Annotated in this window: 14 protein-coding genes; 7 read left to right on the forward strand and 7 right to left on the reverse strand. The window is 72.4% G+C overall.

Features of this window, described 5'->3' with window-relative positions; all coding sequences use genetic code 11:
• Window position 1: 1 nt before the first annotated feature.
• Window positions 2-994 (reverse strand): carbohydrate ABC transporter permease, encoded by a 993-nt coding sequence (locus tag ACJ9NR_RS32505; RefSeq protein ID WP_412491119.1) that lies wholly within the window; start codon window positions 992-994, stop codon window positions 2-4.
• Between the two features lie 91 nt (window positions 995-1,085).
• Window positions 1,086-2,393, reverse strand: coding sequence for an ABC transporter substrate-binding protein (locus ACJ9NR_RS32510; protein WP_412491118.1), 1,308 nt, complete (start codon window positions 2,391-2,393; stop codon window positions 1,086-1,088).
• A 336-nt stretch (window positions 2,394-2,729) separates the two neighbouring features.
• Between ACJ9NR_RS32510 and ACJ9NR_RS32515 the strand changes: the two genes are divergently transcribed.
• Window positions 2,730-3,740, forward strand: a complete 1,011-nt coding sequence (locus ACJ9NR_RS32515; RefSeq protein WP_412491117.1) for a LacI family DNA-binding transcriptional regulator — start codon at window positions 2,730-2,732, stop codon at window positions 3,738-3,740.
• Between the two features lie 351 nt (window positions 3,741-4,091).
• Here the strand turns inward: ACJ9NR_RS32515 and ACJ9NR_RS32520 are convergent, their stop codons facing one another.
• Entirely contained in the window at window positions 4,092-4,904 is an 813-nt protein-coding gene (locus tag ACJ9NR_RS32520) for a thioesterase family protein (protein WP_412491116.1), read from the reverse strand.
• A gap of 456 nt (window positions 4,905-5,360) precedes the next feature.
• Here ACJ9NR_RS32520 and ACJ9NR_RS32525 point away from each other — a divergent pair, with 456 nt between their 5' ends.
• The 3 genes from ACJ9NR_RS32525 to ACJ9NR_RS32535 all read left to right on the forward strand — a co-directional run bounded on the left by ACJ9NR_RS32525 (window position 5,361) and on the right by ACJ9NR_RS32535 (window position 7,937).
• Window positions 5,361-6,527 (forward strand): sensor histidine kinase, encoded by a 1,167-nt coding sequence (locus ACJ9NR_RS32525; protein ID WP_412491115.1) that lies wholly within the window; start codon window positions 5,361-5,363, stop codon window positions 6,525-6,527.
• Complete coding sequence (locus ACJ9NR_RS32530) at window positions 6,527-7,186, forward strand: response regulator (protein WP_412491851.1); 660 nt, start codon at window positions 6,527-6,529, stop codon at window positions 7,184-7,186. The genes ACJ9NR_RS32525 and ACJ9NR_RS32530 overlap by 1 nt, the downstream gene beginning before the upstream one ends.
• A gap of 112 nt (window positions 7,187-7,298) precedes the next feature.
• Window positions 7,299-7,937: a GOLPH3/VPS74 family protein gene (locus ACJ9NR_RS32535; protein ID WP_412491114.1), complete on the forward strand. Its 639-nt coding sequence runs from the start codon at window positions 7,299-7,301 to the stop codon at window positions 7,935-7,937.
• Between the two features lie 463 nt (window positions 7,938-8,400).
• Here the strand turns inward: ACJ9NR_RS32535 and ACJ9NR_RS32540 are convergent, their stop codons facing one another.
• From ACJ9NR_RS32540 to ACJ9NR_RS32550, 3 genes are all read right to left on the reverse strand, one after another.
• Complete coding sequence (locus tag ACJ9NR_RS32540; protein WP_412512747.1) at window positions 8,401-9,438, reverse strand: DUF2332 domain-containing protein; 1,038 nt, start codon at window positions 9,436-9,438, stop codon at window positions 8,401-8,403.
• A gap of 141 nt (window positions 9,439-9,579) precedes the next feature.
• Window positions 9,580-9,804, reverse strand: coding sequence for a hypothetical protein (locus ACJ9NR_RS32545; protein WP_412491112.1), 225 nt, complete (start codon window positions 9,802-9,804; stop codon window positions 9,580-9,582).
• Between the two features lie 263 nt (window positions 9,805-10,067).
• On the reverse strand, window positions 10,068-11,090 hold the full coding sequence (locus ACJ9NR_RS32550; protein ID WP_412491111.1) for a DNA-directed RNA polymerase subunit alpha: 1,023 nt from the start codon (window positions 11,088-11,090) through the stop codon (window positions 10,068-10,070).
• Window positions 11,091-11,318: 228 nt separating this feature from the next.
• On the opposite strand from ACJ9NR_RS32550, the gene ACJ9NR_RS32555 reads away from it, so the two are divergent.
• From ACJ9NR_RS32555 to ACJ9NR_RS32565, 3 genes are all read left to right on the forward strand, one after another.
• A complete protein-coding gene (locus ACJ9NR_RS32555; RefSeq protein ID WP_412491110.1) occupies window positions 11,319-11,540 on the forward strand; it encodes a hypothetical protein in 222 nt (73 codons plus the stop codon).
• A 530-nt stretch (window positions 11,541-12,070) separates the two neighbouring features.
• The gene (locus ACJ9NR_RS32560) at window positions 12,071-12,451 is read left to right on the forward strand and encodes a VOC family protein (RefSeq protein ID WP_412491109.1); all 381 of its coding nucleotides are present in this window, start codon (window positions 12,071-12,073) and stop codon (window positions 12,449-12,451) included.
• A 285-nt stretch (window positions 12,452-12,736) separates the two neighbouring features.
• Window positions 12,737-13,624: a GNAT family N-acetyltransferase gene (locus tag ACJ9NR_RS32565; RefSeq protein WP_412491108.1), complete on the forward strand. Its 888-nt coding sequence runs from the start codon at window positions 12,737-12,739 to the stop codon at window positions 13,622-13,624.
• 189 nt (window positions 13,625-13,813) lie between these two features.
• Here the strand turns inward: ACJ9NR_RS32565 and ACJ9NR_RS32570 are convergent, their stop codons facing one another.
• Window positions 13,814-14,296, reverse strand: a complete 483-nt coding sequence (locus ACJ9NR_RS32570) for a hypothetical protein (RefSeq protein WP_412491107.1) — start codon at window positions 14,294-14,296, stop codon at window positions 13,814-13,816.
• Between the last annotated feature and the right edge of the window lie 30 nt (window positions 14,297-14,326).

The raw sequence follows: 14,326 nt of genomic DNA on the forward strand, positions 1-14,326 counted from the left end.
GTCAGGGCGTGCGGGGGCGCAGCCGCCGGATCAGGCGCTGCACCGCGAAGACGAGGATGAGCAGCAGGAACATCGCCCAGGCGACGGTCGCCGCGCGGCCCATCCGGTAGTTCTTCCAGCCCTCCTCGTACAGCAGCAGACCCAGCGTCTGGTACTGGTTGTCCGCGCCGCCGGTGACCCCGTTGGGCCCCTGGCCGAAGATCAGCGGCTCACCGAACAGCTGGGTGGCGCCGATGGTGGAGAGCACGATGGTGAAGACGATCGTGGAGCGGATCCCGGGCACGGTGACATGGGTGAACTGCTTCCACCGCGAGGCGCCGTCGATGGACGCCGCCTCGTACCGCTCGGCCGGGATGGCCTGCATCGCCGCCAGGTACAGCAGCGCGTTGTAGCCGGTCCAGCGCCAGATCACCATGGAGGAAATGGCCACCTGGGCGGGCCACTTGTCGGCCTCCCAGTCCAGCGGGTGGACGCCGAACCAGCTGAGCACCCAGTTGATCATGCCGAAGTCACGTTCGAAGAGCATGGTGAAGACCAGGGCCGCCGCGCCGACCGAGGTGGCGTAGGGCACCAGCGACGCGACGCGGAAGAACAGTGAGGCGCGCATCCGGTAGTTGAGCAGGTGCGCCATGCCGAGCGCCATCAGCAGCTGCGGCACCGTGGAGATGACGCCGATGGTGATGGTGTTCTGCAGCGCGTTCCAGAACCTGGAGTCCTTGAACAGCTCGACGTAGTTGTCGAACGCCACCCACTGCATGGAGTTGAGGGTGGCCAGTTCCACATGGTGCAGGGAGATCCACGCCGTGTAGACGAGGGGGTAGAAGCTGAACGCGGCGAAGACGACGAAGAACGGCGCGACGAACGCGTACGGCGCGCCCCTGAGGTCCAGCCGGTGCAGCAGCGCGCTGCGCCGGCCCCGTCCGTCGCCGGGGGTCTTCGCGGGCGGGCCCGAACGCTCCTCGCCGGCCAGGGCGTTGGTGGTGGAGGTGGCCACCGGAGTTCCTTCCTGAGAGCGGATGTCTGAGCCGGGGCCCGGGCGCGTCGGCAGGGTGCGGCGCGCCCGGGGGTGTGGAACAGCCCGAGGGTCAGCCGACCGCCTTGTCGATGCGCTCCGCGGTGGTCTTCCACGCCTTGTCCCGCGACTGGCCCTGCTCCACCAGGGCCAGGCCCTGGGTGAAGGTGTCCTTGATCGTGCCGTCCTTGCGGCCGAGGACCTGCTTGTCGGGGATCTCCTGCGCGGCCGCACCGAAGATCTGGCCGATGGGCGCGTTGCTGAAGTACGCGGAGGTGACGTTCTTGACGTCGGCCCGCTCCAGCGCCTGGCGGGAGGAGGGGAAGTTGCCCAGCTTCTTGAAGATGTACGCCTGCTGCTCCGGCGCGGTCAGCCAGGCGACGAGCTTCTGCGCCTCGGCCTTCACCGGGCTCTTCTCCATCACTCCGAGGAAGGAGCCGCCCCAGTTGGCGCCCTTGGGGGCCTTGGCGACGTCCCACTTGCCCTTGTTCTTCTCCCCGGCCTTCTCGCTGATGTGGCTCAGCATCCAGGCCGGGCAGACCGCCGTGGCGAAGGTGCCGTTGGCCAGGCCCGGGTCCCAACCGGGCTGGAACTGGCGCAGCTTCGCGCTCAGCCCGTCGTCGGCGGCGTCCGCGGCGAGGTTCCAGGCCTGCTTGACGGCGGGGTTCTTGGCGTAGATCAGGTCGCCGTTCTCGTTGTAGTACTGCTCGGGATAGCCGTAGACCATGGCGTTGAACAGGCCGCTGACGGAGTCCATGTACGACACGTGGCCGCCCTTGAAGTCCTTCTTGAAGGTGCGGCCGACCTCGACGTACTTCTTCCAGTCGCCCGCCCACAGCTTGCCGACCGCGTCGCGGTCGGTGGGCAGGCCGGCCTTCGCGAAGTAGTCCTTGCGGTAGCACACGGCCATCGGGCCGGCGTCGGTGCCCAGGCCCAGCACCTTGCCGTCCTTGGTGGTGATCTGGGACTGCTTCCAGGGCAGGAAGTGGTCGGTGCCCGCCATGTGGGAGAAGTCGGCGAACTTGTCGGCCTGCGTCTCGGTGATCTCCTTGGCCCGGCCGACCTCGATGCCCTGGATGTCCTTCAGGCCGTTCCCGGCGGCGAGATGGGTCTGCAGCGCGGTGTAGTAGGTCTGCTCGTCGCCGGCTATCTCGGCCTTGATCCGGACGTTGGGGTGCTCCTTCTCGTACTGCTCGAGCAGGCCCGACTCCTTGAAGCCCATCACCCCGAACATGCCCATGGTGATCGTGACCTTGCCGTCCTTCTTGCCACCGCCCGTGACCGAGCCGCCGCTGCTGCAGCCGGCGACGAGTGCCAGCACACCCACGGCCGCGAGCGCTGACGCCAGCCTCTTTCTGCCGAACGAAACGGGACTGCTCATGGATCTCCTCCTAGGCGGCGACGCGGACGTGCTGGATTGACACGTTTTGCGGCGACCAGTGCGGCTCTGGTGAGTGGGTGGGAACGTGCCCATCGACGACCAAAAATTAGGTGGGCACGTTCCCACCGATGCATGGCAGACTCACGGCAGCGAGCCGATCTGTCAATGACTTGAAAGCAACGAAAGGACATCGGACGCCCCGCGCGCTCGTTCTTCCCGGACGGCGCGGGGCCCGGCTTCCCGGACGGCCCGGGCCCGGCCCACAGCGGCGTCTGCAAGAATCGGTGCTGGTCACCAGCGCGGCCGACACCGCCGCGGCTGCCGGGAGGGGAGTGCATGGCTGGGAATCGCCGTCCGACGATCAAGACGGTCGCCGCCCGCGCGGGCGTGGGCAGGACGACGGTCTCCCGGGTCGTCAACGGCTCCGACCTGGTCAGCGCCGACGCGCGGGCCAGGGTCCTGGCGGCGATCAAGGAGCTCAACTACGTACCCAACACGGTCGCCCGCGGCCTCGTCACCAGCCGCACCAACGCGGTGGCCCTGGTCATCCCGGAATCGGCGAGCCGGCTCGGCTCGGAGCCGTTCTTCGCCGCGCTGATCCGGGGCGTCAGCGAGGCCCTCGCCGACAACCGGACGCAACTGCAGCTGATGCTCGTCCGCGACCAGGCCGAGCGGGAGCAGCTCACCGAGTCGGTGGCGGCGCGCCGCGTGGACGGCGTCCTGCTGGTCTCCGTGCACGCCGACGACCCGCTGCCCGCGATGCTGGAGGCCATGGGCCTGCCCACCGTGCTGGCCGGCCGCCGCGACGTCGGCGAACGGCTGAGCTACGTGCACGCCGACAACGCCGGCGGGGCCGCGGAGGCGGTCCGCCACCTGCTCGCCGGCGGACGCACCAGGATCGCCACGATCGCCGGGCCGCTGGACATGGACGTCGGCCGCAGCCGGCTCGAGGGCTGGCGCACCGCCCATCACGAGGCGGGCGTGCCCGCAAGTCAACTCCTGGTCGAGACGGGCGACTTCAGCTGGGAGAGCGGCCGCCGGGCGATGCGTTCGCTTCTTGAACGCGTACCCGATCTGGACGCCGTCTTCGCCGCCTCCGACCTCATGGCCCTCGGCGCCCTGGAAGAACTGCGCCGCCGGCAACGGCAGGTCCCCGGCGACGTCGCCGTCATCGGCTTCGAGGACTCACTCGCCCGCTACGCCCACCCGCCCCTGACGACGGTGCGTCAGCCCGTGGAGGAACTGGGCCGCACGATGGTCCGCATCCTCAGCGAGATCACCCGACAGGGCGCGGCCCGGCAGCAGTTGATGCTGCCGACGGAGCTGGTGGTGCGCGAGTCGGCGTGAGCGGTCCGCTGGGCGCAGGACGGTGTGCCGCCGGCGGCGGACCGCGCAGCGCCCCGCACCGAAGAGGCGACCGCCCGGCTGGAGCCGATCAGGGCGCCCGGTCGCCTCGGGCTCCGGCGGTGGCCGGAGCCGGAGCCCGAGCCGGAGCCCGAGCCGGAGGCCGTGGCCGGGGCACTGGCCGTGTCCCGGGTCATCGGCCGCCGACCGGGAGGCGGGAGGGAACCGGCAGACGCCGATCTTCTCGCGTCTCCGACGCTTTCAGCGAGGGCTCCTATTGCTCCCATCGCTCGCACATGGACCGACCGGTCCGCCGTCCGAGTCGTCCGTCGGCCGGCGCTCCGCCGTGGGCGGTCACGCTCCCGGCCGGGGGCGGACCGTCAGGATCTGCTCGGCGCGGCCGACCGGGCCGTGGACGTCGTGCAGGACCGTGCTGGTCAGGCCCTGGCCGGTGGGGCCGAAGGTGACGGTGGTGTCCAGACCCGTCCAGGGGCCGCGGGGCCGGCGGTGGAGGTGGACGGTGAGGTCGACGTTGGGGAACATCCACGCGGTGGGCGACTCGCGCACGGCGATGCCGTTGGCGGTGTCGACCAGGGCGAGGTAGGACGCGAGCGGGCTGACCTCGGCGCCGGCGACGAGGCTCAGGGGAGTACTGACCCAGGCGGTCGTACGGCCCGGCTGGGGCGGTCCGACCGGGCGGACGTCCACGGAGGCGATGTAGCCGCCGGGCCAGGACTCGGACATGCGCCAGCGGGTGAGCGACTCCGGTGGGGCGAGCCGGTCGTCGGGGCCGCCCGCGACCGCGGCGGTGTCCAGGGAGGCCAGATACCAGGCACGGGCCCGGACGACCGGACGGCCGGCGATCCGTACGACCGCTTCGAGGAGTTCGATGGTGCGGCCGGGGCGGAGGGTCTCCACCTCGATCGCGCACTCGTCGAGGGCGAGGCGGCCGAGGATGTCGTAGCTGATCCGGGAAAGCAGCAGTCCGTTGTCCGGTCCTGCCGCCCGATGACGGTCGAGGGCGTGGACGATCAGCCCGCCCAACGGGCTGAAGTGCTGCTCGTCCGGGTCCCAGGCCCCGCTGGCGTGGGCCGTCGGCTTGTAGCGGTGGTCGTCTATGGCCTCGAAGTAGCTGCCCTCGGGCGAGGGCGGGGTCGAGAGGGACACGGGCCGTTTCTCCTGAGCCGTCGTTACGTCAGCTGGAGAGCACGTTACCGGCAGCGGGCCGTCTCGTTCCCGTGAGAAAGTGCACAATGCAATTACTTTGTCGCCGTGCAGGGTGGCGAATACGGCAGTCAGGACGAAGCCGCGCACGTCACGGAGCCGTTCCCGCGGTCGCCCGAGGCCGCAGGACCGGTCTGGCGACCCGGCAGCGCGGTGTCACCGTGACGGTGTTCGCGTTCGACGTCGCGGGGGAGCGGAGCAAGCACATCCGGGTCGTGCGCAACCCCGGGGAACTCCGTCGCGGGACATCCGAGCTGGACATCCGACTCCTGATCGTCCCCAGGCCGAACACCCCACACCCCCCAAGAGTCCCCCACGAGCCGGCCGTCAGCCCGCCACGAGACCGCGGCAGGCGTGAGCGGCCCGGCCGGGCCGCTGCCGCTGGATAGGGTCGGGGCCGTGGAGCGCAGCAGCAGGCAGCCGGGCGACGTGTCCGCCGGGGAGGCGGGGAACGACGAACTGTCGCCCCGGGCGTCCCGGGCGCTGTGGTGGGGTTCGGCCGGTCTGGTGCTCGGAGTGCTCGGCACCTCGGTGCTCGTGGCCGGTGCGGAGCACGGCCGGCGGCTGGCCGTGGCCGGAGCCCTGGTCCTGGCGCAGGCGTGGGTCCTGCGGTGGCAGGCGCGCCACCCGGTCGCCGTACTGGCCGCGGACGCGGTGACCGGGCTCGCCGTGTGGGCGCTGCTGCCCGCGGTCTCCCTGACGGGAGCCCTGCTCGCCGCGCAGCTCACCTTGTGCGTGCTGTCGGCGACCCGGCCACGGCGGGTGTCGGTGTGGCCGCTGGCCGCGATGTGCCTGCCGGCGCCGCTGGCTTTCGGGGCGGGCGGTCCCGCGGGCCTGGCCGTCTATCTGCTGACGGTGGTCCTGGCGTGGACCGCGGGGCAGTGGCGCCGGGCGCAGCAGGCACGCGTACGGGCGGAGGCGCGCCGGGCGGTGACGGAGGAACGCGCGCGCATCGCGCGCGAGGTGCACGACGTCGTCGCCCACACCTTGTCGGTGATGGTCGTTCAGGCGGGCGCCGCCGAGGACGTGTTCACCGATCGCCCCGAACAGGCCCGCGAGGCGCTGCGGGCCATCGAGACGGGCGCCCGCTCGGCGCTGGGTGAACTGCGCCTGCTGCTACGGGCGTTCCGGCCCGAGCCGGACCGGGACGATACCGCGGAGCGACCGGAGCGGCAGCCCTCGCTGGCACGCCTGGACGAGCTGGCCGACACCGTGCGCGCCACCGGCGTCACCGTGCACGTGCACCGCGAGGGCGCCACCGGCCCGCTGCCGGCCGCGGTGGACCTGGCGGCGTACCGGATCGTCCAGGAGGCCCTCACCAACACCCTGCGCCACGCTGCCGGTGCCGACGAGGTGAGCGTGCGGGTGACGGCCGAAGGGGACTGCGTGGAGATCACGGTGGCCGACAACGGCCGTACGGGACAAGGAAGTCCGTCCGCGGCGGCGGGACGAGGACTGGTGGGGATGAAGGAGCGCGCCCGGCTCGTGGGCGGCAGCCTGCGCGCCGGTCCGCTGCCCGGAGGCGGTTTCGAAGTGGCGGCGCGGCTGCCCGTGGAGGGGGCGTGATGACGCTGCGCGTGGTGGTGGCCGACGACCAGGCCCTGGTCCGTACCGGATTCCGTATGATCATCGACGCCCGGGACGACCTCGAGGTGGTCGGTGAGGCCTCCGACGGCCAGGAGGCGGTGCGGCTGACCCGGGACCTGGCGCCGGACGTGGTGCTGATGGACGTACGCATGCCCGTCGTGGACGGCATCGAGGCGACCCGGCGGATCGTGGAGCACGGCAGCCGGGCCCGGGTGCTCGTGCTGACCACGTGGGACGTGGACGCGCACGTGGTCGGCGCCCTGCGGGCCGGGGCCAGCGGCTTCCTGCTCAAGGACATCCGCCCCACCGAACTCGTCGACGCGATCCGCGTCACCGCGCGCGGTGACGCGCTGCTGGCGCCCACCGCGCTCAGCCGCGTCCTCGACCGGTTCCTGCGCACCGCGCCCGACCCGGCGCCGCCTCCCTCCCTGCAGGACCTCTCCGGCCGTGAGCGGGAGGTGCTCACCCTCATCGGGCAGGCCCTGTCCAACGCGGAGATCGCCGGCCGGCTGCGTCTGTCGGAGGCCACCGTCAAGAACCACGTCACCGCTGTGCTGCGCAAACTCGGCCTGCGCGACCGCGTGCAGGCCGTCGTCGCCGCCTACGACCACGGCCTCGTGGAGCCGCGCCGTCCCTGACGGCCGCCTCCTCCTCAGGGAGGAGGCCGGGCCGCGGTCCTCCCGCGCTCCCAGTGCCCGACCGCTCCCATGGCCGATCCGCGGCCGGGGTGCGCGGCCGTAGCGTCGAAGGGTGATCGACGACCTGCCCAGCCTGATGTATCTGCTCGCCCATGACGACGCGGCCGAAGGCCCCTACGACCGTCCCCGGACCCGGCTGCTGCTGCGCGCCGCCACCCTGATCGACCTCGCGCTGCGCGGCCGGCTCAGGGAGATCGACGGCACGGTCACCGTCTCCGGTACCGGACCGACCGGCAACCCCGTCCTGGACGGCATGCTGCGTGACGCCACCGCCGGGCACGGCTGGAAGCACCTCGTACGCACCCACCGCAGGCGGACCCTGGCGGAGGTGGAGGACCGGCTCGCCGCGGCGGGCGTGCTGACCGTGAAGGAGCCCCGCACCCCCTTCGGCACCCGGCGCCCGACCGTGACGGACCGGACCGTGACCGCCGCCCTGCACGCCCGGGTGTCCGCCGCGCTGCACGGCGACGGTCCCGTGCGGGACCTGCCCGCCTCCGACGCCGCGCTGCTGGCGCTGGCCGCGGCGGGCGGCGTCCCTCCGGTCGCCTCCCGGCAGGACCGGAAGACCTACCGCGCCCGCATCGACGCCTGCACGGCATCCCTCGCCGCACTCGCGCCCGGCCTGGAGAAAGCAGTACGCGACCTGCCGACCACCATGATCGCCGCCCAGGGCGGCATGGGCGGCAGCTGACCCGACGAACCGGGAGACGATGACCACGCACCGCGCCCCGACCACCCTGGGCTGTGCCCTGGCCGCCGTCCTCGCGACGGCCTGACCGCCGTCCTCGCGACGGCTTGGCCGCTTCGCCCGCACGGACGACCCCGACGGCCCGTCGGCATCGCACTGGTCCCGGCACACGGTGCAGTCCCCGGCACCGGACCGCGTCGTCCCCACCCGTACGACATGACCCGCCACCACCGCACGTCCTGGAAGGGCCTCGGGCGACCCACCGGGAGGGCGCCTTCGGGTGAGCCACCGGGAGGGCGCCCTCGGGTGACCCATCAGGAGAGCGCGCCTTCGGGCGAGTGACCCACCGGGAGGGTGTCGTCCCCGGGTGACCGTCAGGACGGACCGGCCGAGGGCTCGCCGACTCGGCCGGTGAGCCGTCACGGCACGCAGGCGTGGGGCCGGCCCGCTCGACGCCGACGCGTTTCTACGAGCCGGCCAGCCACGCCAGCAGCCGCCCCCGCGACCAGCAGCGGCCGACGGCCTCCGCGTGCAGGGCCGAGTGCCCGAACACCGCCACCCCGACGATGCTGTGGCCGGAGGCGTGGCGATCGCCCATGGTCGGGACCGCCGGAGCGACGCCGACGCCCTCCACCGACACCCACGCCACCGGCCGCTCGGTCGCCGCGGCGTCGAGGCGCTGCAGGAAGCGCAGCCGCTTCTCGAGCGGCAGCCGCGACAGCGCCCAGGTCGTGGTGACGACCGGCAGCGCTTCCGGGGGCACCCGGGCCAGCGCCTCGGGCAGCAGTTCGACGGCGTCGCCCGCCAGCAGCAGCGGCGGAGCCGTCGCCGCCAGCGCCGACTCCGCCGCCAGCCGCGCGGCCCGCTCCGGCCGGTCCGGCGGGAGACATGCGCGCAGCCAGCGGGCGTCGTCCGGGTCGGTCACGTCGACCGGGTCGGCATCGACGCCGATGCGGGCCACCACCTCGGGCATCGCCCGCTCCGGGACGGGCCGTTCCCCCACGACCGAGGCCGAGAACCGCACGGGCGACGACGCGTCACCCAGCACCCGCCCGTCACCGTAGGCGATGCCGACGCGATCGACGCTCAGATTGAAGCCGGCCGAACACCCCACATCGATCAGCCCGACCGTGTCCGCGCCCACCCGACGCGCCGCCTCGGCGAGGGCCGGGTACAGCACGGCGCAGCGCCCGGTCTCGTCGGCCCGCGGCCTGCGCCGGACGGCGACGGCCGTGACCTCGTCCGTGCTGCGCACCAGCGTGTCGATCGCCGCGCCGGCGGCGGCGTCGCCGTTCCCGGCCGCATAGGCGGCGGCAAGCGCCGGGGCCCGTCCGGCGAGGGCGAGGTCGTGCAGCGCGGCGAGGACCACGGCGGGGTGCCGTCTGCGCGCCGGCACCGCCTCGATCGCGCGCAGCGCCTCCTCGGACTCGCTCAGGGCGACCGCGACGCGCTCGTACAGCGGCGACGCCTCGGCGGCGTCCACCTCGCCGAAGTGCCGGTACACCTGCTGCAGTGTGCGGGCTTTCCCCACGGATACGACGCCCTCTCACGGTTGGTCCTGGAAGTCCGGTCTTCTGGCAGTCCGGTCTCCTGGCAGTCCGGTCTCGCGAGGCCGCCTCGACGTGTGAGGAACCCTCTGCGGTGGTCAGCCGCTGGTCTCCGGACCCCAGCGCTCGGGCCCTACCCCGCGCCAGTCGATCCACGCCACCCCTGCCACCTCGGCCGGATCGATCTCCAGTCCGGCCCGGCGGAGGAACTCCGCGACCTCGGCCACGTTGTGCGCCAGGCCGAGGATCTCGCCGTCCACGCGCACACGCCTGCCGCCGGTGGGCGACGGCGGATGCACGATGACGCGAATGGGTCCGGCCATGCCTTCAGGATCATCCGAGCCCCGCGGCCCCGCATTCCAGCCGGTCATCGGCGCCCGTCCCGCCGGTGCGGAGATCGCGCACGGCGGGCCGTCGGTCCGTCGTGGAACAGCCCCCTCGGAGCGATCCCCGAGAGGGCTGATCTGTGCGATAGAGCTGATCTGTGCGAGAGGGCTGGTCCACGCGGCGGAGCACCGGCCCGATCACGCTCGGGGCGCGGGCGTCCGCCGCACCGGCTCCCGTGCGCCCCGGCGCGGCGCGGCACTCAGTACTGCTCGGTCTCCATGAAGCCCGTGCTCGCGTTGTCGTCCGCGTCGAACGCGTCCACGGCGGCGGTCGGGTCGAACCCGGGCGGGCTGTCCTTCAGGGCCAGGCCCAGGCCGGCCAGCTTCGCCTTGACCTCGTCGATCGACTTCGCACCGAAGTTGCGGATGTCGAGCAGGTCGGCCTCGGAACGCGCCAGGAGCTCGCCCACCGAGTGGACGCCCTCGCGCTTGAGGCAGTTGTAGGAGCGGACCGTCAGTTCCAGTTCCTCGATCGGCAGCGCCATGTCGGCGGCCAGGGCGGCGTCCGTGGGGGACGGGCCCATGTCGATGCCCTCGGCGTCGATGTTCAGCTCGCGCGCGAGACCGAACAGCTCCACCAGGGTCTTGCCGGCCGAGGCCATGGCGTCACGCGGACGCATCGCCTGCTTGGTCTCGACGTCGACGACCAGCTTGTCGAAGTCGGTGCGCTGCTCGACACGGGTCGCCTCGACCTTGTACGTGACCTTCAGCACCGGCGAGTAGATGGAGTCCACCGGGATACGGCCGATCTCCTGGCCCACCTGCTTGTTCTGCACGGCGGAGACGTAACCGCGGCCGCGCTCGACCGTCAGCTCCATCTCCAGCTTGCCCTTGCCGTTGAGCGTGGCCAGGACCAGGTCGGGGTTGTGCACCTCGACACCGGCCGGGGGCGCGATGTCGGCGGCGGTGACCAGACCCGGACCCTGCTTGCGCAGGTACATCACCACGGGCTCGTCGTGCTCGGAGGACACGACCAGCTGCTTGATGTTGAGGATCAGGTCGGTGACGTCCTCCTTGACGCCCGGCACGGTGGTGAACTCGTGCAGCACACCGTCGATGCGGATGGACGTGACCGCCGCACCCGGGATCGAGGACAGCAGGGTACGGCGCAGGGAGTTGCCGAGGGTGTAACCGAAGCCCGGCTCCAGCGGCTCGATCACGAACCGGGACCGGAACTCGTCGACGACCTCTTCGGTCAGTGACGGACGCTGAGCGATCAGCACGAGGTATTGCCTCCAGTGTTTGGCGCCCGCTATGTGACGCTGTAGACACCATGAAGGGTACGGGCGGTTCGGACTTCTTCGACGCCGAACCGCCCTATGCCGTCCGACTGCGGCCCGACTGCGGTCCGTCTGCGGTCCGTCTGCGGTCCCGCCGCCCGGCTCCCGCTGGAGAGGTCGGTGGGGCGCTCGACTACTCCTGCGCCGCTTCGTAGGCGCATACTGTGCGCAATGACAAAGCCTGCTGCACCGAAGCGCCATCTGCCCACCAGCCCCTTCAAGGCTCCGGTCGTCCCGGCTCCCAAGCACTTCGCCATGGGTGACCAGGTCACTCATGACGTCTACGGCCTCGGCCGGGTGATCGGTGTCGAGGACGGAATCGCGGTGCTCGTGGATTTCGGCTCCACTCAGATGCGGATCCTGAACCCGTACGCCAAGATGACCAAGCTGTAGACCGCTGTGCCCGGTCACGGCACACCAGGCCCGCTCCGGGATCTGTAACCAAAGGGAGACCTCTCATCGAAACGACCTCGCTGTTCTCCGCCCCGGAAGGGCTACCCCGCGGTGCCGCCACCGCATCGCCGCCTCCGACGACCAACCCCTTCCAGGCCCCGGACTTCGGGGAGAACGAGGCTTTCCCGCACGAGGACGCGCAGGAGCCCGCCTCGCGCCCGCGTGCCGCGCGATCCAGGGCGGCCTAGCTTCCCGGTCCCGGCGGGAGCGTCGCGTGCCCACGGGCGGCGGGGTTGACGCCGTGGCCCAGGGCCACCGCGATCTCCAGGAGCCCACACCCCCTTGGTGACCGCGCGGTGGCCGGGCCCGACCCGTCAGGGCCCGGCCGGGTGAGGCGGGGAGCCGAAAAAGGCTTCGCGGTGGATCACCCCGCCCGCTACGGTCTCGGGAGTGTGCCCGCCGCGGGGAGCCCGAGAGCGCTCCGTGCGCGGCCGGTCCGGCCGTTCCCACGCTGAGAGCAGGTTTCGTCCATGGCATGTCGTATCGGTGAGCTCGTGCTCGGTTGCCGTGACCCGGAGGTACTGGCGCGGTTCTGGTGCGAGGTCCTGGACTTCGTCGTGCTCGACCGCGAGGACGACGGCACACTCGAGATCGGGCCGCGTGAGGGGTTCGGCGGCCCGCAGCCGACGATCATCCTCAGCCGCAGGGACGAGCCGGAACCGGGGAAGTCCCGGCTGCACATCGACGTCAACCCCACCGACCGCGATCAGGACGCCGAACTCGAACGCCTCCTGCGGCTCGGGGCGCGCCCGGCCGACATCGGCCAGACCGGCGAGGAGCAGTGGCACGTCCTCGCCGATCCCGAGGGAAACGAGTTCTGCCTCCTCAAGGGCCGCCTCAGCCCGCTCTGAGGAGCCCGCCTCGACCCGTTCCGAGGTCTTGCCCGCCTCCGCCCGTTCCGAGGTTGCCTGCCTCGGCCTGCTCCGCGGTGCCTGCCTCGGCCTGCTCCGCGGTGCCTGCCTCGGCCTGCTCCGCGGTGCCCGCCGCGGCCTGCTCCGCGCCTGCCGCGACCTGCTCCGAGGCGCCCACCCCGGCCCGTTCCGAGGTTGCCCGCCTGACACCGCTCCGACGGACCGTGGCCCCCGGCACGGCCCGGGGCGCCTGTTGCCCGAAGGCCCGGTCGGCCATCATGAAGCATGCACCCGGCTGACTGGCACCTCACCGAAGACGTCCACGCGTTCCTCGACCGGGCCGGGGACTTCCTGCGGTCGCGCCCCGCCCTGCACACCACGCAGCTGACGACGGTCGAGAAACTGCGTACACGCGGGCCGGACGCCTTCGGCCCCGAGCCCCCTCTCTTCGGCCATCTGGAGGTGGCCGGCGAGGTCCGCGCCGCCTTCCACCGCCTTGCGACCCGGCGCGTGACCCTCACCCCCCTCCGCCCCGGGCAGGCCGACACCCTCGCCGCCCACCTGACCGGCATCGGCCGCACCCTCGCGGGCGTCACCGCGGATCACGACACCGCCACCGCGTTCGCCGAGGCCTGGCAGCGGCACGCGGGTGTGGCGTCGCAGGCCCACTGGTGGGGGCGTCTCCACCGGCTCGGCGCCCTCACGCCACCACGGCCGCGCCCAGCGGGCCGCGGGCGGGCGGCGGGCGAGCGGGACCACGACCAAGTCGTCCGGTTCTGCGGCGAGTTCGTCGCCGAGGTCGGAGAAGCCCCCTCCATGGACGCCGACGCATGGGCCGTCTCGCGCTTCGCCGACAAGCACTTCACGTTCTGGGAGACCCCGGACGGCACCCCGGTCTCCATGGCAGGCTCGACATCGATGGTCGGCCGGATGATCCGGGTCGACCCCGTCTACACCCCGGCCCGCCTGCGCGCTCGGGGCTACGCCGGCGCCGTCACCGTCGAGGTCAGCCGGGCCGCGCTGGACGCCGGCGCGAGCGACGTCGTCCTGTTCACCAACCCCGACAACCCCACCAGCAACGCTCTCTACCAGCGCATCGGCTACGTCCCGGTCGCCGACTTCACCGGCTACAGGTTCTCCCAGGTCAGCAGCCCGACGGGCGTCACGGCGTGACGATCGCGGCGTCCGGATCACGGTCATCGGGACCGGGGCTCCTTGGGCTCCGCGTCGGCGGGGTCCGGGCGACGACGCCCAGTCCGTGCGCGCTCTGCCGGGCCTCGCGCATCACGTCGCGAACCGGGCGCCCCTCGGGGGAGGGTTCGCCGACGGCAGGACGGACGGCCCCTCCGCCGCAGCGGTCCGTCAGTATCGCAGCGCCCGCGCCACCTCGGCCTTCACCTGGCCGGACAGCGAACGGTTGCTGCGGGCCGTCGCCTCGCCGGACTTGCCCGCCGCGACGTCCGACACCGTGACGAGGACCGTGTCGAGCAGATTGCCGCCTGAGTCCCGGAAATTGACCTGGACGAGGAAGGACTTGGTGGAGGAGGCCGAGTTCTCGGCGGTCACCTTCACGGTCGCCCGCCCGTTGTCCGTCGTCGGCGTGCCCAGCCGTACCGCGTCCTTGGCGTCGATGCCGCCCTTCACCTCGTCCAGCTTCCGGCCGGCGGATGCGGTCGCCGACGCCAGCGCCTCAGCGCCGCGCGAGGCGAGCGAGGACGCGGCCGAGGCCGCCTTGCTGGCGGAGGACGTGGGGTTGTTGCTGTCGCCCGAGCAGCCGGTCAGGCCGGCACCCACGACGGCGGCCAGCACAGCACACGCCGTCCACCGCATCGGGTAGCGCGCCATGGTGCCTCCTTGGCTCTCGTTCCCTCGGCC

It is taken from the genome of Streptomyces sediminimaris, from assembly GCF_047049295.1.
GTDB classification, from domain to species: domain Bacteria; phylum Actinomycetota; class Actinomycetes; order Streptomycetales; family Streptomycetaceae; genus Streptomyces; species Streptomyces sediminimaris.

Coding starts and splice junctions, on each gene's coding strand:
- ACJ9NR_RS32565 (WP_412491108.1), top strand. CDS start 12,737: ATGCACCCGGCTGACTGGCACCTCACCGAAGACGTCCACGCGTTCCTC.
- ACJ9NR_RS32515 (WP_412491117.1), top strand. CDS start 2,730: ATGGCTGGGAATCGCCGTCCGACGATCAAGACGGTCGCCGCCCGCGCG.
- ACJ9NR_RS32560 (WP_412491109.1), top strand. CDS start 12,071: ATGGCATGTCGTATCGGTGAGCTCGTGCTCGGTTGCCGTGACCCGGAG.
- ACJ9NR_RS32510 (WP_412491118.1), bottom strand. CDS start 2,393: ATGAGCAGTCCCGTTTCGTTCGGCAGAAAGAGGCTGGCGTCAGCGCTC.
- ACJ9NR_RS32530 (WP_412491851.1), top strand. CDS start 6,527: ATGACGCTGCGCGTGGTGGTGGCCGACGACCAGGCCCTGGTCCGTACC.
- ACJ9NR_RS32555 (WP_412491110.1), top strand. CDS start 11,319: ATGACAAAGCCTGCTGCACCGAAGCGCCATCTGCCCACCAGCCCCTTC.
- ACJ9NR_RS32545 (WP_412491112.1), bottom strand. CDS start 9,804: ATGGCCGGACCCATTCGCGTCATCGTGCATCCGCCGTCGCCCACCGGC.
- ACJ9NR_RS32570 (WP_412491107.1), bottom strand. CDS start 14,296: ATGGCGCGCTACCCGATGCGGTGGACGGCGTGTGCTGTGCTGGCCGCC.